Origin of the sequence: Arthrobacter sp. NicSoilC5 (assembly GCF_019977395.1) — a bacterium.
In the GTDB taxonomy this organism is placed as follows: Bacteria; Actinomycetota; Actinomycetes; order Actinomycetales; family Micrococcaceae; genus Arthrobacter.
In genome coordinates this window covers 3,788,772-3,808,678 of the sequence record NZ_AP024660.1, presented here as the reverse complement: position 1 = coordinate 3,808,678, position 19,907 = coordinate 3,788,772, and the positions used below count along the sequence as shown (strand labels likewise).

Below are 19,907 nucleotides of genomic sequence, written 5' to 3'. Positions count from 1 at the left end.
CGGGCTGTTCCTGGCCGGGCGGATCAGGACGGGCTGAAGTTGGGGGGAACGGGGTCGTGCCGCAGGTACTGCCGGCGGAACCGGCCCGTACCTGCCGTCAGGGCCCGCAGTTCCACTGCGTACCGGAGGAGTTCCTGGTCCGGGACTTCGGCGCTGATCTCCGTCAGCCCTTCGCCGGAGGAGGTGGTGCCGGTGAGGCGTCCGCGCCGGCCGGACAAATCGCTCATCACGGTGCCCACATGTTCGTCGGCAACGGTGATGGACACGGAGGACACCGGTTCCAGGAGCTGGATTTTTCCGGCGGCCGCCGCCTCGCGGAGGGCCAGGGCCCCCGCCGCCTGGAATGCCGCGTCGGAGGAATCGACGCTGTGGGCTTTCCCGCCGGTCAGGGTCACCCGCAGGTCCACCACGGGAAAACCCGCAGACACTCCCCTGTCCATTTGGGCCCGGACTCCTTTTTCGATGGACGGGATGAACGTTCCCGGGATGACCCCGCCCACTGTCTTGTCCACGAATTCGAACCCGCCGCCGCGGTCCAGCGGTTCAACCTGGATGTCGCACACGGCGTACTGGCCGTGGCCGCCGGACTGCTTGACGTGGCGTCCATGGCCGGTGGCGGGGGCAGCGAAGGTCTCCCGCAGCGGTGTCACCACGTCCACGGTGTGCAGCTTGACGCCCTGTTCCCGCAGCCGGTCCAGGACCACCTCGGCGTGTGCCTCACCCATGCACCACAGCACCAGCTGGTGCGTTTCAGCGTTCCGCTCCACCCGCAGGGTGGGATCCCCGGCCGCGATCCGGCCAAGGCTGCGGGCCAGCGCATCCTCGTCGCTGCGGGAATCCGCTTCCACGGCAACCGGCAGCAGCGGTTCGGGCATCTCCCACGTGGCCAGCAGCAGCGGGCTTTCCCGGGCGGAAATGGTGTCCCCGGTTTCAGCGCTGCCCAGCTTCGCCAGGGCGCACATGTCACCTGCCACGGAGAAGGGAACAGGCCGCAGGCTGGCACCCAGCGGGGAGTAAATGTGGGTGACGCGTTCATCGGTGTCGTGGTCCTGGTGCCCGCGGTCAGCGAGGCCGTGTCCGCCCACGTGGACAGGCGTGTCTTCCCGCAGCGTCCCGGAGAAGACGCGCACCAGGCAGATGCGGCCCAGGAAGGGATCGTTGGAGGTCCGCACTACTTCAGCGGCGAGCGGCCCATCGGGATCGCAGGACAGTCTTCCACCCGGTTCCCCTGCAAGGTCGGTCGTGTCCGGCAGTTTGCCTTCCAATGGTGCCGGGAAGGCGCGCACCAGGACATCGAGCAGTTCCGCCGTGCCGAGTCCTGTGACGGCGGACGTTGGCAGGACGGGAAAGAACGAGCCCCGGGCGACGGCGGTTTCCAGGTCGTCCGCCAGCACCCCTGTATCGATGTCCTCCCCTTCCAGGTAGCGGTCCATCAGCGTTTCGTCTTCGCTCTCGGCGATGATGCCCTCGATCAGGGCGCCCCGCGCGGCGCCGGCGGCTGCAAGTTCCTCCGGGGCGGCTGGACGGATTTCCGGTGCGGGATCTCCGGAGGAGTAGTCAGTAACCTCCTGGGACAGCAGGCCGAGGAGACCGGCTGCCCCGCTTTCGGCCGGCACCGGGACGTACAGCGGGAGCACGCCGTCGCCGAACGCTTTCTGGCAGGCGGCCAGGGCGCCGTCGTAATCCGCCCGCGGGTGGTCCACCCTGGTGATGACGACGGCGCGTGGCAGGCCCATGTGCGCGCACTCGCCCCAGAGCGCGGTGGTGGTCGCGTCGATGCCGTCCACAGCGGAGACCACAAAAAGGGCGGCATCCGAGGCCCTGAGCCCCGCCCTCAGCTCCCCGATGAAGTCGGGGTAGCCGGGGGTGTCCAGGAGGTTCACTTTGACGTCGTCGACCATCAGCGGCACCAGGGACAGCGTGACCGAGCGTTGCTGGTGGACCGCTGCCGGGTCCGAGTCGCTGACCGTGGACCCGTCCGCGATGGAGCCCTTGCGGGTGATCACGCCGTTGGCTGCCAGCAGGGCCTCGAGCAGCATGGTCTTCCCGGCGCCGGAGTGCCCTACCAGTGCCACGTTCCGGATCCGGGCCGGGTCCTGCGCCGCGATGCCGGTGGCCTGGTCTGCCCGCTTCGAATCAGGCCCGTTCCTGCCGCCCGCTGCCCGCGCTGACTCCCTGGTGCTCTTCACCGACATTGGAACCTCCTGGCATCATTGCCGACCGGACCGGACGTGTCCTCTGATTCGACACCTTGGGACGGCGGGACGGCAAGAGCACAGGCTATTTGCTGCGGGCTTTGCGGGTAGCGGCGTCGTTGGCCTTCTGGAGAGCGTGGACCAGCTGGTCCTTGTCCATCTTCGAGCGGCCCTTGACATCCAATTCCCTGGCGAGCTTGTAGAGGTGCTCCTTGGACGCATTGGCATCGACGCCGCCGGCGGTGGGTTCGGACGAACGGATGCCCTGCTCCGCGCGCTTGTCAGAGGGGCCGCGCTTTTCCTTGGGCTCCCAGTGGTCGCCCACCTTCTCATAGCTGTGCTTCAGGGAGGCGTAGGCTGCACGGGCAGCGCGCTCTTCGTCCTGGTCGTAGGACTCGAGGGCGGAATCGTAGGTTTTCGCGAACGTGTCCTGGGCCTTCTGGTCCGAACGCTGCAGAGTCGAGGGAAGCTCGTCCTTGCGGGCATGGTCGTTCTTGCCGGTCTTGGGCATGGCACCCATCCTCCTTTAGTCAGCAGGCTGATTATTCGGATGGATCCAGCTTAGACCCGGAGCTGGTGTATGAGCCCCCTGTCGGATTCGAACCGACGACCCCCGCTTTACAAGAGCGGTGCTCTGGCCAACTGAGCTAAGGAGGCGTGCCCCTGGGGGCGTGCGCCGGGAAGGCGCTAGATAAGGTTAGCCCAACTCCCGCCGGGCGTAAAAACGCGCCGGAACGCCGCCGGACGCGGCAGGGGCCCGCCCCGGAGACGATCCGGAGCGGGCCCCTGCCCTGGCTGTTGGCCCTTAGCCCTTGGCCGTGATGGCTGCCTGCAGGAAGTCCGGGAACGGCGTCTGGGCGCTGTCCCCCTTGCCCCACTGCTTGCCGTCCACGAACACCGTAGGCGTACCGGTCACGCCGATGGCCGCTGCTTCCTTGGTGGTGAACTTCACGAACGGGCGGTACGTCTTGTCATCCACGCAGGAGTCGATGTTCACGCCCAGGTCGGAGGCCATCTTCTTCAGGTCGTTGTCCGAAAGGCCTGCGCTGCCCTCCGCGGGCTGCTTGGCAAACAGCGCGTTGAAGAAGTCGGAGTACTTCTCCGGTGACGCGTTGACCACACAGGCCGCGGCGTTGGCGGCGCGGGACGAGTAGTTGGTGGTTGACCGGCTGTCCAGGAAGCCGAGGGCACGGTATTCCACGGTGATCTTGCCGTCATTGCGCAGCGAGGTGAGCTGGTCGTTGTACTGGGCCTCAAAGTTCTTGCAGACGGGGCAGATGAAGTCGATGTAGAGGACAACCTTCACCGGCTTGCCTGCCTCTGCCTCGGCACCCGGGGCCACTACCTCGGCGGGCGGAGTCTTCGGGGCGTCCCCCACGGAAGCCGCGTCAACGGTTGCCGCTTCGGTCTTGGCCACACCCGTGTTGGCCAGCAGGGTCACGCCGCCGTGGGCGTTGGCATTGGCCGGAACGGGGCCCTGGTCCGCAACCGGTGCGTTTTGCTTGAGGCTGTTGGTGACCACCAGGGCCACCACCACCAGGATGGCCACGACCGCCGCCACGATGCCCCAGCCGATCAGCATCTTGTTGCGCTTGTCCTTCTTTACCTGCGCTTCGCGGATCAGGCGCGCTTTTTCCCGCGCCTCGGCGGTTCGCTCAGCCTTGGACTTACGTACTTCGTTTGCGGGGCTCATGAGTTCCTTGGGTCGGTCGACGTAGGGGGACCACTTGGTGGCACCCCAACATTTTAGGGGAGAAAGCTGAGAGCTTGCGGGTTCAACCATTCTTCCGGGTTGACCAACGGACGAATAGCCCCGATGATTCCGTCCGGCTAGGGTGGCTTAGAGGCACAAGCAACCCCAGGGGGCCGCAATGCAAACACCCGTCCAGGAAAAACCAGCCGGAACAGCTACGGCCGGCAGTTCCGGTTCCGGCCACGCCGGCCATACCAAGTACGACTTCATGGTGGTCTCCAACAGGCTGCCCGTCGACCGCGTGGCACCGGGGGACGACAGCGATGACGGCTCCGGCTGGCGCCGGTCGCCCGGAGGCCTGGTGACCGCCCTGGCACCGATGATGACCAAGACGGACGGCGCCTGGGTGGGCTGGCATGGTGCCCCCGACGAGACGGTCGAGCCGTTCAGCCACGGCGGCATGGACCTCGTTCCAGTACAGCTCAGCACCGATGACGTGGAGCTGTACTACGAAGGGTTCTCCAACGCCAGCCTTTGGCCGCTGTACCACGACGTCATCGCCCCGCCGGAGTTCCACCGCACCTGGTGGGACGCCTACCGCCGGGTTAACCGCAGGTTCGCCGACGCCGTGGTGCGCCACGCGGACCAGGGGGCCACCGTGTGGGTTCAGGACTACCAGCTGCAGCTGGTGCCCCGGTTGCTCCGCGAAGCACGACCGGACCTGCGAATCGGCTTCTTCAACCACATCCCGTTCCCGCCGCCTGAGATCTTTGCCCAGCTCCCGTGGCGCCAGGCCATCATCGACGGCCTGCTGGGTGCCGACCTGGTGGGCTTCCAGCGGCCCAGCGACGCTGGAAACTTCATGCGCTCCGCGCGCCGCTTCCTGGGTGCCAGCGTCAAGCAGCAGCAGGTGCACGTCAAGGACCACAACGGCCAGCTGACCCACATCGCGCGGGCGCAGGCCTTCCCCATCTCCATCGACGTCAAGCAAATCACCGAACTCGCTGCCAGGCCGGACATCATCGAACGCGCCCGGCAGATCCGGCAGGACCTTGGCAACCCCAAGACCATCCTGCTCGGCGTGGACCGGCTGGATTACACCAAGGGCATCCGGCACCGGCTGAAAGCCTTCGAGGAGCTCCTGGCGGACGGCCGGCTCACGGTGGGTGACGCGACCCTCATCCAGGTGGCCTCCCCCAGCCGGGAGCGCGTGGAACAGTACCGGCTTCTGCGCGAGGAGGTGGAAGGCACCGTTGGACACATCAACGGCACCTACGACACCCTCGAAAACACCGCCGTCCGCTATCTGCACCACAGCTACCCCGTGGAGGAGATGGTGGCGCTGTACCTGGCCGCGGACGTCATGCTGGTCACCGCCCTGCGGGACGGGATGAACCTCGTGGCCAAGGAATATGTCACCGCGCGCAACAACAACGACGGCGCCCTGGTCCTGAGCGAGTTCGCCGGGGCGGCCGACCAGCTGAAGCAGGCGCTGCTGATCAACCCGCACGACATCGCCGGCCTGAAGAACACCATCATGACCGCCGTCGAGCTGACCCCGCGGGAGGCCTCGCGCCGGATGAGGGCCATGCGAAAGCAGATCCTGGACCACGACGTGGACCACTGGTCCGCCGACTTCCTGCGCGCGCTGAATGAAAAGGTGGTCCGCGATGACTCCTGAGGGCCGCCGCGCCAAGGCGCCGCTGGCGCTCTCCCCGGAACTGCGGGAGGCCCTGCGCCGGATCGCCGGCACGGAGCACCTGCTCGTGGCCATGGATTTTGATGGCACCATGGCGCCCATCGTGGGCCGCGCACAGGATGCGCGGCCGCTTCCGCGGTCCGCCGCAGCGTTCGCGGGCCTCGCCGTGCTGCCACGCACGACGACGGCCCTCATCTCCGGACGCGCCCTCGCCAGCCTGCGGGAGGTCGCCTCCCCGCCGGTCGACACGTTGCTGATCGGCAGCCATGGCGCCGAGGCGTGGCTGGGGCCGGGCTCCACCGAACTGGCCCTTGAAGAGGACCAGAAGGCGCTCCTTGAAGAGGTCCGCGCCGAGTTGGCCGGCATCGTCGCCGAGGCGCCCGGCACCTCCCTGGAGGACAAGCCTGCCGGCGTCGTCCTGCATACCCGCCAGGCGGAGGACGACGTGGCAGAAGATGCAGTGGCGGCAGCACGGTCGGTGCTCCAGGACCGCAAGGGAGTCTTCCTGAAGGAAGGAAAACGCGTCCTGGAGACTTCGGTTGTCAATGCCTCCAAGGGCGAAGGTGTCACCTTCCTGCGGCAGGCCACCGGGGCCACTGCCGTGCTGTTCGCCGGCGACGACGTCACGGACGAGGACGCTTTTGGCCGGCTCGAACCGGGCGACGTGGGGGTCAAGGTAGGTCTTGATTTCACCCAGGCCCAATACCGGGTGGAGGCTCCCGTCCACATTGCGGAACTGCTGGAGGCCCTGCTCCAGGAGCGGAGCATCGCGGTTGCCGAGGAGGATCCGCAGGCCGCGTCAGGTTAGGACGTGGCCGGCGGCACATGTGACGTTCGTAACATTTTCGCAAGGAAGCGCAACCTCTGGCATACTCTGTGTGTGATGTGGCGCACAACCAGCGTGCGGCGTCATTTTGTGCCCCGGGCTCAGGCTCGGAGCACTTTGCAGGAACAAAACTGAATAAACATGAACCATTCACAACGGATCGTCCGGCACGTACCTGCCGGTGAAGGGATTGATAACTGTGGCTACAGTTACTTTTGATAACGCTACGCGTCTGTACCCGGGCACAGATAAGCCCGCCGTCGATAAGCTCAACATCGACATCGCCGATGGCGAATTCCTGGTCCTCGTGGGACCCTCCGGTTGCGGCAAGTCCACCTCCCTGCGCATGCTCGCAGGACTGGAGGACGTCAACGCCGGCCGCATCCTGATCGGTGACCGTGACGTTACCGATGTTCCGCCGAAGGACCGCGACATCGCGATGGTTTTCCAGAACTACGCGCTGTACCCGCACATGACTGTGGCCGACAACATGGGCTTCGCCCTGAAGATCGCCGGTGTCTCCAAGGAAGAGCGCGCTGAGCGCGTCCGCGAAGCCGCAAAGCTCCTTGACCTTGAGCAGTACCTGGACCGCAAGCCGAAGGCACTCTCCGGCGGCCAGCGCCAGCGTGTTGCCATGGGCCGCGCCATCGTTCGTAACCCCCAGGTCTTCCTCATGGATGAGCCGCTGTCCAACCTGGACGCCAAGCTCCGCGTCCAGACCCGCACCCAGATCGCGTCCCTGACCCGCCGCCTCGGCGTCACCACCGTCTACGTGACGCACGACCAGGTTGAAGCCATGACCATGGGCGACCGCGTGGCCGTGCTGAAGGACGGCCTGCTGCAGCAGGTGGACACCCCACGCAACCTCTACGACCGCCCCAAGAACGTCTTCGTTGCCGGGTTCATCGGCTCCCCCGCCATGAACCTGCTGGAGCTTCCCGTGGTGGACGGCGGCGTCCAGTTCGGCGGCACCGTCTACCCCGTGCCGCGCGACGTCCTCGAAGAGGCACACGGCTCCACGGTCACGCTGGGCAGCCGTCCCGAAGACCTGGAAACCGCTCCCCAGGGTGAAGGCCTGAAGGTGGAAGTGGACGTCGTCGAAGAACTCGGCGCCGACGCCTACGTCTACGGCCACACCAACCTCGACGGCAAGGACCACGACATCGTGGCCCGCGTCGACGGCCGCCGTCCCCCGATGAAGGGCGAGGTCATCTACGTCCGTCCGCAGTCGGGCCACGTGCACCTCTTCGACACCAAGACCGGCCTGCGCCTCGGCGACTGATTCCTTGGCTCCGGCGGTTGGGCCTGGCACAACCGCCGCTTGTCCGACGGCGGCCCGCACCTTTTTCGTAAACGGTGCGGGCCGCCGTCGGCCTTTAACGATGTCCGGGCGAAATTTAGCCGCCCTGCCCCGAGTACGGAAGAATTGACCCATGACCGAGGAATACAGCGCCCAGTGGCACGATGAACCCACCGACTACGCGCAGATCGGTAAACTGCCGCGGTTCGTGGCAGCCAGTGCCGATGACAACAAGGCAGCCTCGGTAGCATCGTCGCTGAATATCACTGCGGCAGCGGCGGATCCCGAACTGCTGGACCTGCCGTGGCACATCGCCCTCGAGGAGTGGCCGGCGCAGTACCTCGCGGCACTCCCCCGAGGCATCTCCCGGCACATCGTGCGCTTTGCCCACCTGGGCGGCTCTGTCATCGCCATTAAGGAAACCTCCGAGCACGTGGCCCGGCACGAGTACCACATGCTCCGCAAGCTGGCCCGCTTCGATGTGCCGTGCGTGGAGCCGGTTGCGGTGATCACCGGGCGCACCACCCCCGACGGACGCCCGCTCAACCCGGTCCTCGTGACCCGGCACCTGAAATTCTCCATGCCCTACCGCGCCCTCTTTTCCCAGATGCTGCGCAAGGACACCCTCACCCGCCTCATCGACGCGCAGGCCCTGCTGCTGGTGCGCCTGCACCTCATCGGTTTTTACTGGGGCGACGTCTCGCTGTCCAACACGCTGTTCCGCCGCGACGCCGGCGCCTTCGCCGCGTACCTGGTGGACGCCGAAACGGGCGAGCTTTACCCCGACCTCTCCACAGGGCAGCGCGAATACGACCTTGAAATTGCCCGGGTCAACATCGCCGGCGAACTGATGGACCTGCTGGACGGCGGCCTCATCGAGGAGAAGGTGGACCCCGTGGCCACCAGCGAGCTGATCATGGACAGCTACCGGCGGCTGTGGGCTGAGCTGACCGAGAAGGAATCCTTTGAACTGGGCGAACGCTGGCGGGTGGGCGCCCGCATCCGGCGCCTGAACGAGCTCGGCTTCGACGTCGAGGAATATGCCATCAAAACCACCCAGAACGGCTCCACCATCCAGCTGCAGCCCAAGGTGGTGGACGCAGGGCACCACCAGCGGCGGCTGCTGCGGCTCACCGGCCTGGATGCGCAGGAGAACCAGGCCCGCCGCCTCCTCAACGACATGGACTCGTTCCGGGCGGACAACAACCCGGAGATGGATGAGGAATACAGCGCCCACCTGTGGGTGAGCCAGATCTTCGAGCCGATCGTGCGCTCCATCCCCCGGGACCTCTCCGGCAAGCTCGAGCATGCCGAGGTGGTGCACGAGGTCCTGGAGCACCGGTGGTACATGTCGGAGAAGCAGGAGCGCCATATTCCGCTGGCAGAGGCAGTGCAGTCCTACATCGACTCGATCCTCCGGCACCGCCGGGACGAGGCCGCGATCATGCTGAACCCGGACACCGAACTGCTGAAGATCCTCGAGGTGGAAAACGAGGAATCCCGCTACGGTGCCGATGAGTCAGAGGACGAATACCCGGATTCGGACGACTGAGGCCTAGATCGCCTTTCCGGGGTTGAGGATTCCGGCAGGATCGAACAGCTCCTTGATCCTGCGCTGGAGTTCCCGGACCGGCTCCGGTTGCTCCTGGCCAAGCCAGCGCAGCTTGTACTGGCCCACGCCGTGCTCCCCCGTGATGGTTCCACCCATTGCCAGAGCGGCGGTAATGGACTCGTCCAGGGCCACCTGGAGCCGCTCCATGGCGCCGGCTTCAACGTCGGGGCCCTGCCGGTCGATCCAGAATGTGGGGTGCAGGTTCCCGTCGCCGGCGTGTGCCACCACCTTGAGGTGCACCTGCTGGGCGGCGGCCATGGCCTCGAGTGCCGCGACGTAGTCCACCAGGCGGGAGCGGGGAACAGCGACGTCTTCGCCCACGCGGTACTCGTCGTCCACCTCGGTGCCCCTGCTGTGCCGTCGCAGCTCCACCAGCCGCTCGGCTTCGGCGCTGGCCTCGGTGCTGACGGCGGCCCCGCCTTCGCGCAGGACCTGCCGCACCACATCGGCTTCCGCGGCAGCCCCAAACCCGTCTGTCTGGATCAGCAGCAGTGATGTGCCGCGTGCGGTGAGGTCGGAGCCATGGATGTCGTCGAGCTGGGCCAGTGTGCCGCCGTCGAGCAGTTCCATGATGGCGGGCTGGACGCGGGCCCTTCCCACCGCCAGGACGCCTGCGGCGGCAAGCCTGAAGTCCGGGTAGAACGCGGCAATGGTGTGTACTTCCCGGGGCAGGTACTTCAGCCGCACGGTAATTCCGACGACGATGCCCAGCGTGCCCTCGGACCCCACGAAGAGGCCCGTGAGGTCATAGCCCGCCACGCCTTTGAAGGTCTGGTGGCCGGTGTGGATGAGGGAGCCGTCCGCAAGAACGACATCCAGGGCCAGGATCGAGTCCCGGGTGACCCCATACTTGGCGCAGCGCAGGCCACCGGCGTTGGTGGCAACGTTGCCACCGATCGTGGAGCTCCGGAAGCTGGCAGGGTCCGGCGCGTACATGAGGCCATGCTCTGCGGCCGCTTCATTCAGGACGGCATTGACCACACCGGGCTCCACCATGGCGGTTTCATCGTCCGGGTTCAGGGCGAGGATCCGGTCCATCCGCTCCAGGGAGAGGATGATGCAGTTGGTGGTGGCATGGGCACCGCCGGATACACCCGTTCCGGCGCCCCGGGGGACGATCGCCACCCCGCTGCCGAGGCAGGCTTTCACCACCGCCTGCACGTCCGCCACTGATTCGGGGAACACCACGGCCAGCGGAAGCTGGAAGTCGATCACGGGCGCCTGATCTACGGCGTACCGGCGGAGCGGGACCTCGCCCGTGTCGACCTGACCCGGCGCCAGGAAGGCTTCCAGCTCGTCAACGATGCTTCCCACAAAGCCTCCACCCGTCGTCGGACATACCTTCACAGTCTAGGTGCGCTGCCGGCTGATGCCGCGGCTACCCGCCCGTGTAATCGTTTCCAGTTCCCTTGCTGTGCATGCATTCGCCTGCGCGATGAGCGCCGCGAAACAATTATGGAAGCGTTTTCAGTTAATCGGCGTGACGCAGCTATGCTGACTTCCATGTCTGTCGAAACTGTGACCCAGGACACTCTGGCTTGTGCCGGGCCCCTGACGCTCATCCATGCTGCTGACACCGCTCCAGGCTGGTGGCGCTCTGCTGTGATCTACCAGGTCTACCCCCGGTCCTTCCGTGACCTAAACGGCGACGGCATTGGCGACTTGGCCGGAATTACCCAGGAGCTCCCGCATCTCGCAGACCTGGGAGTCGATGCAGTCTGGCTCTCGCCCTTCTACCGTTCCCCGCAGCGTGACGCCGGCTATGACGTCAGCGACTACTGCGACGTGGACCCGGTCTTCGGTACGCTGGCCGACTTCGACGGCATGATGGCCGAATCCCACCGCCTGGGCCTGCGGGTCATCGTGGACCTGGTGCCCAACCACTGCTCCGACCAGCACCCGGCATTCCAGGCAGCCATTGCCGCGCCGGCCGGAAGCCCCGAGCGGGACATGTTCATCTTCCGGGACGGGACCGGCCACGACGGACAGGAACCACCCAACAACTGGCAGTCCCACTTTGGCGGACCTGCCTGGACTCGGGTGGCAGGAACTGACGGGCAGCCGGGGCAGTGGTACCTCCACCTCTTCGATTCCTCGCAGCCGGACTTCAACTGGGACAACCCCGCCGTCCACGCAGAATTCGAACGCGTGCTCCGTTTCTGGCTGGACCGCGGCGTCTCAGGTTTCCGGGTGGACGTCGCCCATGCGCTGGTCAAGGCCCCCGGACTGCCCGCCTGGGGCGGCCGCGCCGACGGCGGCAGCAGCGACGGGTACCCGGGCCATGAGGCTCCCATGTTCGGCCAACCAGCTGTCCACGACATCTACCGCACATGGCGGCTGATCCTGGACGAATACGGACCCGACCGGATCCTCTGCGCCGAGGCCAGCGTGGACCTGCACCGGCTGGCGCACTGGGTCCGGCCCGACGAGATGCACCAGGCGTTCAACTTCCCGTACCTCCACGCGGGCCTGGACGTCTACCGCCTCCGCTCCGTCATCACCGATTCCCTGACAGTCCTCGACGGGGTAGGTGCTCCCAGCACCTGGGTACTGTCGAACCATGACGTGGTCCGCCACGCCAGCCGGTTCGGGTACAACGGGCTTGGTCCGCGGGACGGCGACGGCATTGGCCCGGCAGATCACCAGCCGGACCATGATCTTGGCCGCCGCCGCGCGGCCGCTGCCTCGATGTTCATGCTGGGACTCCCCGGCGCCGCGTACCTGTACCAGGGCGAAGAGCTCGGGTTGCCGGACGGCATCGACATTCCTGACCACCTGCGCCAGGACCCCACGTTCGCCCGCACCGGCGGCCAGCGGCTGGGCCGTGACGGTTGCAGGGTGCCGCTGCCCTGGCGGGGCGGGGACCCGCACCTGGGGTTTGGCTCGGGCAGCGACCCCTGGCTGCCCATTCCTGCCACGTTCAAGGCGCTGGCGAGGGACCTGCAGGCGGAATCACCGTCGTCGCACCTGTCCCTGTACCGTGACGCCCTGGCCTTCCGCCGGGAGCTGGACCTGGGCAGGGGATCCTTGTCCTGGGCCGAGGACTGGTGCACCGGCTACTCCCTGGGCTACCTGAACGGCACTACGCTGGTGGTTATGAACCTGAACCACGAGCCGCTGGAAATGCCTGCGGGACATGTCCTGATCCGCAGCCTGCCCGCAGGTGCGGGCCGCGCCCTTGCCTCCGGTGAGACCGCGTGGATCCAGCTTGGACCGGACGCCGCAGCAGCCCTCTGACCGTGGCAGGCATCAAAGAAGTTGCCAGCCGGGCCGGGCTGTCGGTGGCCACCGTCTCGCGGGCACTGAGCGGCAAGTCCAACGTCTCTTCCAAGAGCCGCCGGCTGGCCCAGGAGGCTGCCCGGGAACTCGGGTTCGTTCCGTCCTACCACGCGTCGAGCCTCGCCTCAGGGCGGAACCACAACATCGGGCTGGTGGTACCCAACGTCCAGCGCTGGTACTTCTCTTCTGTACTGGAAGGCGTTTCCGAAACCCTGCTCGATGCCGGCTATGACCTGACGCTCTATAACGTGGGTGAACAGCCGGAGCGGCGCAACAGCATCCTGACCGACTTCCTGCTGCGGAAACGCCTGGATGCGGTAATCGCCGTGGCGCTGGTGCTCAGTGAGGAAGAGATCGGGCAGCTGCTGGCCGTGCACCGTCCCATCGTGGTGATCGGAGGCGCCCTGCCCGGGGCGTCCACCATCAGGATCGACGACGAGGGCCTGGCGAAGATGGCCACCAGCCATCTGATTGGGCTGGGACATACCCGGATTGCGCATATCACCGGGGACGCGGGGCTGAACAGGGACTTCAAGCTTCCTCAGCTCCGGCAAAAGGGCTTCGCGGCGGCCATGGCGGCAGCAGGGCTTGGGTTTCGGCCCGAGTGGCATGCCACTGCCGACTTCACCATCCAGGGCGCTTACGCGGCAGGCCGCCGGCTGCTGGGAACACCCACCGAACGGCCCACGGCAGTCTTTGCCGCCTCCGATGAGATGGCGGTGGGCGTCATGCTTGCCGCGCGCGACTTCGGCCTTCGGGTTCCGGAGGATCTCTCCGTGGTGGGGATTGACGGGCACGAGCTGGCAGAGACCTTCGGGCTGACCACTGTGAGCCAGGACCCGCGGGGCCAGGGGAAGCTGGCGGCCGCGACTGCTTTGGCCCTGCTGGAGGGCGCCGGCAGGGATCCCGACGGCGGTCCGGCAGTTACGGCAGCCCAGGACCAGGAATACCCTACGGAATTCGTGATCCGGCACAGCACCGCCGTACCACCGGACGTTGCCGCGAGGATGGCCTAGGACAGGCCTTCGGAAGGGGCGGCATCCGTTGGGTCGCCGGCACCCATGAACCGTGCAAACCGTTCCAGGATCAACGGCCACGCCTCCACATAGGCTTCGCGGGCGGCAACCGGGTCCTCGGCCCCTTCCCAGCCCTCATGGAAGACCCGGACCTCCGTTTCCGCCTCAACGGCGCGGAACACCACCAGGAGCTCGGTGGACCACAGCGCCGTGGTTCCGGGATGCCAGGAGGCATGGAAGGACAGCGGCGGCTGCCAGTCATCGAGGGTCCCCCAGATGCTGGTGCGGCCATCGTCAGCCGTCTCAAGGATGAGGTTCTCCTCGAACTCCACATAGGAGCCGGCCCCATAGACGCCGTGCCGCTCCAAGGGCCACCACAGGTGGGCGTGGTCGGTGAAGCCTGCGAAAGCCCGGGCCACCGGTCCCGGTACGCGGACGGTGTTCACCACGGGTTCCAAGGGATCTGAGGCCTGGCGGCCGTCGTCTTGGGAGGGGTCCTGGGCGTGGCTGAAGATGCTGCTCATGAGGGTCAATCCTACCCGCGGACCTTTGGCCGTCCGGCGGCACCGGTCTTGGGGTTAAAGTCGAAGGGCCCTGACGATCCTTGTCAGGGCCCTTCGCAATGTATGTCCGGCGGTGACCTACTCTCCCACACCCTCCCGGGTGCAGTACCATCGGCGCTGTGGGTCTTAGCTTCCGGGTTCGGAATGGGACCGGGCGTTTCCCCCACGCTATGACCGCCGTAACCCTTGTACCCGAACCCCGCAGGGGGTTGGGAAGTCTTGTGGTTACAACATCCCTGCCCGTGGGCAGGGGGTGGTGTTGTATTCAATTGTTAGGTTCCGCCAACAGGGTTGTTGGTTGGGAACCACATAGTGGACGCAAGCAGAATGTTTTTCTGTGTGGTGTAAGTTATTGGCCTATTAGTACCGGTCAGCTTCACGAGTCGTTAGTCCTCGCTTCCACATCCGGCCTATCAACCCAGTGGTCTGGCTGGGGGCCTCTCACACATAATGTGTATGGAAATCTCATCTTGAAGCGAGCTTCCCGCTTAGATGCTTTCAGCGGTTATCCCATCCGAACGTAGCTAATCAGCGGTGCACTTGGCAGTACAACTGACACACCAGAGGTTCGTCCGTCCCGGTCCTCTCGTACTAAGGACAGCCCTTCTCAAATTTCCTGCGCGCGCAGCGGATAGGGACCGAACTGTCTCACGACGTTCTAAACCCAGCTCGCGTACCGCTTTAATGGGCGAACAGCCCAACCCTTGGGACCTACTCCAGCCCCAGGATGCGACGAGCCGACATCGAGGTGCCAAACCATGCCGTCGATATGGACTCTTGGGCAAGATCAGCCTGTTATCCCCGAGGTACCTTTTATCCGTTGAGCGACGGCCATTCCACAATGTACCGCCGGATCACTAGTCCCGACTTTCGTCCCTGCTCGAGATGTCTCTCTCACAGTCAAGCTCCCTTGTGCACTTACACTCGACACCTGATTGCCAACCAGGCTGAGGGAACCTTTGGGCGCCTCCGTTACTTTTTAGGAGGCAACCGCCCCAGTTAAACTACCCATCAGGCACTGTCCCTGACCCGGATTACGGGCCGAAGTTAGATGTCCAAAGTGACCAGAGTGGTATTTCAACGATGACTCCACCCGAACTGGCGTCCGGGCTTCAACGTCTCCCACCTATCCTACACAAGCCACTCCGAACACCAATACCAAACTATAGTAAAGGTCTCGGGGTCTTTCCGTCCTGCTGCGCGTAACGAGCATCTTTACTCGTACTGCAATTTCGCCGAGTTTATGGTTGAGACAGCGGGGAAGTCGTTACTCCATTCGTGCAGGTCGGAACTTACCCGACAAGGAATTTCGCTACCTTAGGATGGTTATAGTTACCACCGCCGTTTACTGGGGCTTAAATTCTCAGCTTCGCCGTGAGGCTAACCGGTCCTCTTAACCTTCCAGCACCGGGCAGGAGTCAGTCCGTATACATCGTCTTGCGACTTCGCACGGACCTGTGTTTTTAGTAAACAGTCGCTTCCCCCTGGTCTCTGCGGCCCCGATCCCCTCCCGGACGCGAAGTCCGTTCAAGGTTGGGGCCCCCCTTCTCCCGAAGTTACGGGGGCATTTTGCCGAGTTCCTTAACCATAATTCTCTCGATCGCCTTAGTATTCTCTACCTGATCACCTGTGTCGGTTTGGGGTACGGGCGGCTAAAACCTCGCGTCGATGCTTTTCTCGGCAGTATAGGATCACCAAATCCCCCCAAACGGGGGTCCCATCAGATCTCAGGCTATATGAGTGGCGGATTTGCCTACCACTCGCCCTACATCCTTAGACCGGGACAACCATCGCCCGGCTCGGCTACCTTCCTGCGTCACACCTGTTAATACGCTTGCCTCCCAGGATCAGGTCCCGCGCTCCACCAAAACCCTTCACCCACAAGGGGTGTCAGGCAGGTCTCGGGCGGTTAGTATCCCCTGTTCAACATGGACGGTTTTTCGCCGGTACGGGAATATCAACCCGTTGTCCATCGACTACGCCTGTCGGCCTCGCCTTAGGTCCCGACTTACCCAGGGCAGATTAGCTTGACCCTGGAACCCTTGATCATTCGGCGGACGGGTTTCTCACCCGTCTTTCGCTACTCATGCCTGCATTCTCACTCGTGTAGGCTCCACCGCTGGTTTACACCGCGACTTCACTGCCCACACGACGCTCCCCTACCCATCCAGACGCCTGAACCACAAGGGCTTAGCTAAATATCTGAATGCCACAACTTCGGCGGTGTACTTGAGCCCCGCTACATTGTCGGCGCGGAATCACTTGACCAGTGAGCTATTACGCACTCTTTTAAGGGTGGCTGCTTCTAAGCCAACCTCCTGGTTGTCTGGGCAACTCCACATCCTTTCCCACTTAGCACACGCTTAGGGGCCTTAGTTGGTGGTCTGGGCTGTTTCCCTCTCGACTATGAAGCTTATCCCCCACAGTCTCACTGCTGCGCTCTCACTTACCGGCATTCGGAGTTTGGCTGACGTCAGTAACCTTGTAGGGCCCATTAGCCATCCAGTAGCTCTACCTCCAGCAAGAAACACGCAACGCTGCACCTAAATGCATTTCGGGGAGAACCAGCTATCACGAAGTTTGATTGGCCTTTCACCCCTACCCACAGCTCATCCCCTCCATTTTCAACTGAAGTGGGTTCGGTCCTCCACGACGTCTTACCGTCGCTTCAACCTGGCCATGGGTAGATCACTTCGCTTCGGGTCTAGATCACGCCACTCACACGCCCTATTCAGACTCGCTTTCGCTACGGCTGCCCCACACGGGTTAACCTCGCGACGTAACACTAACTCGCAGGCTCATTCTTCAAAAGGCACGCCGTCACCAGAATCAGACTGGCTCCGACGGATTGTAAGCACACGGTTTCAGGTACTGTTTCACTCCCCTCCCGGGGTACTTTTCACCTTTCCCTCACGGTACTGGTCCGCTATCGGTCATTAGGGAGTATTTAGGCTTATCAGGTGGTCCTGACAGATTCGCACGGGATTTCTCGGGCCCCGTACTACTTGGGATACTCTCACAGGCGGTACAAACACATTACGGTTACGGGACTAACACCCTCTCTGGCCGGCCTTTCAAAACCGTTCACCTATGCGCGCACATCACACCCCACCAGCCCGGCAGAACTGGTATGGAAAGTCCCACAACCCCGACCATGCAACGCCCGCCGGCTATCACACATGGAACGGTTTAGCCTGATCCGCGTTCGCTCGCCACTACTAACGGAATCACTATTGTTTTCTCTTCCTGCGGGTACTGAGATGTTTCACTTCCCCGCGTTCCCCCCACGCACCCTATGTGTTCAGGTACGGGTCACCAAGTCACTCGCGCGCTTGGCGGGGTTTCCCCATTCGGACACCCTGGGATCACAGTCCGGTTATCGACTCCCCCAGGCTTATCGCAGATTCCTACGTCCTTCTTCGGCTCCTAATGCCAAGGCATCCACCGTGTGCTCTTAAAAACTTGACCACAAAGATCAAAAACATTTTCGAGAGAACCACGAAAACTGTCCCGCGCACCCAAAGGCACACGAACCAGATCCAGGTTCATTTATCTTGGAAATTGCTTCTTATACAAGATGCTCGCGTCCACTATGTAGTTCTCAAACAACAACCCCACACCACACACCCCACACACACGTGCGTGGACCGTCATGGCAGGGAAACCAGAAACAAACAAACCCACCAGAACACCACCCACACCCCGAAAGGCGAAGACAGCGAACCCGTGGTCCTGTTGCCTCAGGACCCAACAGTGTGCCAAACACGAAAACCACCACATCACCACGCCCACCGTTCCAGAACCACCAGGGTTCGTACTAGGAAAAGACACGACAACACAACGGCCGCTATTTGTTGATATTCCACCCATGAGCACCCGCCGCAGGACAATCGCCTGCGCAACGGGCTTGCTTCCTGACAACCCCCACACCCGGACATACATCCAGGCCGGTTGTTGTAGGTGCTCCTTAGAAAGGAGGTGATCCAGCCGCACCTTCCGGTACGGCTACCTTGTTACGACTTAGTCCCAATCGCCAGTCCCACCTTCGACAGCTCCCTCCCACAAGGGGTTAGGCCACCGGCTTCGGGTGTTACCAACTTTCGTGACTTGACGGGCGGTGTGTACAAGGCCCGGGAACGTATTCACCGCAGCGTTGCTGATCTGCGATTACTAGCGACTCCGACTTCATGGGGTCGAGTTGCAGACCCCAATCCGAACTGAGACCGGCTTTTTGGGATTAGCTCCACCTCACAGTATCGCAACCCTTTGTACCGGCCATTGTAGCATGCGTGAAGCCCAAGACATAAGGGGCATGATGATTTGACGTCGTCCCCACCTTCCTCCGAGTTGACCCCGGCAGTCTCCTATGAGTCCCCACCATCACGTGCTGGCAACATAGAACGAGGGTTGCGCTCGTTGCGGGACTTAACCCAACATCTCACGACACGAGCTGACGACAACCATGCACCACCTGTAAACCGACCACAAGTGGGGGACCTGTTTCCAGGTCTTTCCGGTTCATGTCAAGCCTTGGTAAGGTTCTTCGCGTTGCATCGAATTAATCCGCATGCTCCGCCGCTTGTGCGGGCCCCCGTCAATTCCTTTGAGTTTTAGCCTTGCGGCCGTACTCCCCAGGCGGGGCACTTAATGCGTTAGCTACGGCGCGGAAAACGTGGAATGTCCCCCACACCTAGTGCCCAACGTTTACGGCATGGACTACCAGGGTATCTAATCCTGTTCGCTCCCCATGCTTTCGCTCCTCAGCGTCAGTTAATGCCCAGAGACCTGCCTTCGCCATCGGTGTTCCTCCTGATATCTGCGCATTTCACCGCTACACCAGGAATTCCAGTCTCCCCTACATCACTCTAGTCTGCCCGTACCCACCGCAGATCCGGAGTTGAGCCCCGGACTTTCACGGCAGACGCGACAAACCGCCTACGAGCTCTTTACGCCCAATAATTCCGGATAACGCTTGCGCCCTACGTATTACCGCGGCTGCTGGCACGTAGTTAGCCGGCGCTTCTTCTGCAGGTACCGTCACTTACGCTTCTTCCCTACTGAAAGAGGTTTACAACCCGAAGGCCGTCATCCCTCACGCGGCGTCGCTGCATCAGGCTTGCGCCCATTGTGCAATATTCCCCACTGCTGCCTCCCGTAGGAGTCTGGGCCGTGTCTCAGTCCCAGTGTGGCCGGTCACCCTCTCAGGCCGGCTACCCGTCGTCGCCTTGGTAGGCCATTACCCCACCAACAAGCTGATAGGCCGCGAGTCCATCCAAAACCACAAAAGCTTTCCACCAACCACCATGCGATAGTCGGTCATATCCGGTATTAGACCCAGTTTCCCAGGCTTATCCCAGAGTCAAGGGCAGGTTACTCACGTGTTACTCACCCGTTCGCCACTAATCCACCCACAAGTGGGCATCATCGTTCGACTTGCATGTGTTAAGCACGCCGCCAGCGTTCATCCTGAGCCAGGATCAAACTCTCCGTTGAAAACAAACAGACACAACCAAAACCACCGGAAATAACGGTCATAATGGCTGCACAAAATTTGAAACCAGCTAAAAACACCAAACCAATACCACAGGGGCGGCACGATTCGGCAAATTCAACCAATTACATACATAATCGGTATCAACAAACTTGGCACACTATTGAGTTCTCAAACAACAGACACACCCGGCACCACCCAAACCAACGTTCAGGATCGCTCCGGAGCAACTT

11 protein-coding genes, 1 tRNA gene and 3 rRNA genes are annotated in these 19,907 nt (G+C 63.3%); 6 read left to right on the top strand and 9 right to left on the bottom strand.

The genetic code is table 11. The features are described 5' to 3' along the window. Positions 1 to 23 precede the first annotated feature (23 nt). From LDO22_RS17830 to LDO22_RS17815, 4 genes are all read right to left on the bottom strand, one after another. A complete protein-coding gene (locus LDO22_RS17830; RefSeq protein WP_224025000.1) occupies positions 24 to 2,195 on the bottom strand; it encodes an elongation factor G-like protein EF-G2 in 2,172 nt (723 codons plus the stop codon). Between the two features lie 85 nt (positions 2,196 to 2,280). Continuing rightward, entirely contained in the window at positions 2,281 to 2,706 is a 426-nt protein-coding gene (locus tag LDO22_RS17825; protein WP_224024998.1) for a ChaB family protein, read from the bottom strand. Between the two features lie 72 nt (positions 2,707 to 2,778). After that, positions 2,779 to 2,852: transfer RNA gene (locus tag LDO22_RS17820), tRNA-Thr, on the bottom strand. A 148-nt stretch (positions 2,853 to 3,000) separates the two neighbouring features. Continuing rightward, on the bottom strand, positions 3,001 to 3,888 hold the full coding sequence (locus LDO22_RS17815; RefSeq protein ID WP_159632893.1) for a thioredoxin domain-containing protein: 888 nt from the start codon (positions 3,886 to 3,888) through the stop codon (positions 3,001 to 3,003). Positions 3,889 to 4,066: 178 nt separating this feature from the next. Here LDO22_RS17815 and LDO22_RS17810 point away from each other — a divergent pair, with 178 nt between their 5' ends. The 4 genes from LDO22_RS17810 (at position 4,067) to LDO22_RS17795 (ending at position 9,265) form a co-directional block, all read left to right on the top strand. Further along, on the top strand, positions 4,067 to 5,569 hold the full coding sequence (locus tag LDO22_RS17810) for a trehalose-6-phosphate synthase (protein WP_275181889.1): 1,503 nt from the start codon (positions 4,067 to 4,069) through the stop codon (positions 5,567 to 5,569). Beyond that, positions 5,559 to 6,395 (top strand): trehalose-phosphatase, encoded by an 837-nt coding sequence (gene otsB / locus LDO22_RS17805; RefSeq protein ID WP_159632895.1) that lies wholly within the window; start codon positions 5,559 to 5,561, stop codon positions 6,393 to 6,395. Before LDO22_RS17810 ends, otsB begins: the two co-directional genes overlap by 11 nt. A 217-nt stretch (positions 6,396 to 6,612) precedes the next feature. Continuing rightward, positions 6,613 to 7,695, top strand: a complete 1,083-nt coding sequence (gene ugpC / locus LDO22_RS17800; protein ID WP_159632896.1) for a sn-glycerol-3-phosphate ABC transporter ATP-binding protein UgpC — start codon at positions 6,613 to 6,615, stop codon at positions 7,693 to 7,695. Positions 7,696 to 7,846: 151 nt separating this feature from the next. Further along, a complete protein-coding gene (locus LDO22_RS17795; protein WP_142131112.1) occupies positions 7,847 to 9,265 on the top strand; it encodes a DUF4032 domain-containing protein in 1,419 nt (472 codons plus the stop codon). 3 nt (positions 9,266 to 9,268) lie between these two features. Here LDO22_RS17795 and LDO22_RS17790 read toward each other — a convergent pair whose 3' ends face one another. Further along, a complete protein-coding gene (locus tag LDO22_RS17790; RefSeq protein WP_224024996.1) occupies positions 9,269 to 10,639 on the bottom strand; it encodes an FAD-linked oxidase C-terminal domain-containing protein in 1,371 nt (456 codons plus the stop codon). A 177-nt stretch (positions 10,640 to 10,816) separates the two neighbouring features. Here LDO22_RS17790 and LDO22_RS17785 point away from each other — a divergent pair, with 177 nt between their 5' ends. Next, positions 10,817 to 12,562 carry a glycoside hydrolase family 13 protein gene (locus tag LDO22_RS17785; protein WP_224024994.1) on the top strand — a complete coding sequence of 582 codons (1,746 nt, stop codon included), beginning with the start codon at positions 10,817 to 10,819 and terminating at the stop codon, positions 12,560 to 12,562. Positions 12,563 to 12,564: 2 nt separating this feature from the next. After that, on the top strand, positions 12,565 to 13,620 hold the full coding sequence (locus LDO22_RS17780) for a LacI family DNA-binding transcriptional regulator (protein WP_224024992.1): 1,056 nt from the start codon (positions 12,565 to 12,567) through the stop codon (positions 13,618 to 13,620). On the opposite strand, the gene LDO22_RS17775 is transcribed toward LDO22_RS17780, so the two are convergent. The 4 genes from LDO22_RS17775 to LDO22_RS17760 form a co-directional block, all read right to left on the bottom strand. Then, entirely contained in the window at positions 13,617 to 14,144 is a 528-nt protein-coding gene (locus tag LDO22_RS17775) for a hypothetical protein (RefSeq protein WP_224024990.1), read from the bottom strand. The two genes, LDO22_RS17780 and LDO22_RS17775, sit on opposite strands and share 4 nt — an antisense overlap. Before the next feature lie 104 nt (positions 14,145 to 14,248). Continuing rightward, positions 14,249 to 14,365 (bottom strand): 5S ribosomal RNA (gene rrf, locus LDO22_RS17770). 157 nt (positions 14,366 to 14,522) lie between these two features. After that, positions 14,523 to 17,651 (bottom strand): 23S ribosomal RNA (locus tag LDO22_RS17765). A gap of 503 nt (positions 17,652 to 18,154) precedes the next feature. After that, positions 18,155 to 19,676, bottom strand: a 16S ribosomal RNA gene (locus LDO22_RS17760). The 16S, 23S and 5S rRNA genes sit together here, the layout of an rRNA operon. Positions 19,677 to 19,907: the final 231 nt, after the last annotated feature.

Bases quoted from the DNA above. Each gene is read 5' to 3' on its own strand.
- LDO22_RS17795 (WP_142131112.1), top strand. From the start codon at position 7,847: ATGACCGAGGAATACAGCGCCCAGTGGCACGATGAACCCACCGACTAC.
- LDO22_RS17815 (WP_159632893.1), bottom strand. From the start codon at position 3,888: ATGAGCCCCGCAAACGAAGTACGTAAGTCCAAGGCTGAGCGAACCGCC.
- LDO22_RS17825 (WP_224024998.1), bottom strand. From the start codon at position 2,706: ATGCCCAAGACCGGCAAGAACGACCATGCCCGCAAGGACGAGCTTCCC.
- LDO22_RS17775 (WP_224024990.1), bottom strand. From the start codon at position 14,144: ATGAGCAGCATCTTCAGCCACGCCCAGGACCCCTCCCAAGACGACGGC.
- LDO22_RS17785 (WP_224024994.1), top strand. From the start codon at position 10,817: ATGCTGACTTCCATGTCTGTCGAAACTGTGACCCAGGACACTCTGGCT.
- otsB (WP_159632895.1), top strand. From the start codon at position 5,559: ATGACTCCTGAGGGCCGCCGCGCCAAGGCGCCGCTGGCGCTCTCCCCG.
- LDO22_RS17810 (WP_275181889.1), top strand. From the start codon at position 4,067: ATGCAAACACCCGTCCAGGAAAAACCAGCCGGAACAGCTACGGCCGGC.
- LDO22_RS17830 (WP_224025000.1), bottom strand. From the start codon at position 2,195: ATGTCGGTGAAGAGCACCAGGGAGTCAGCGCGGGCAGCGGGCGGCAGG.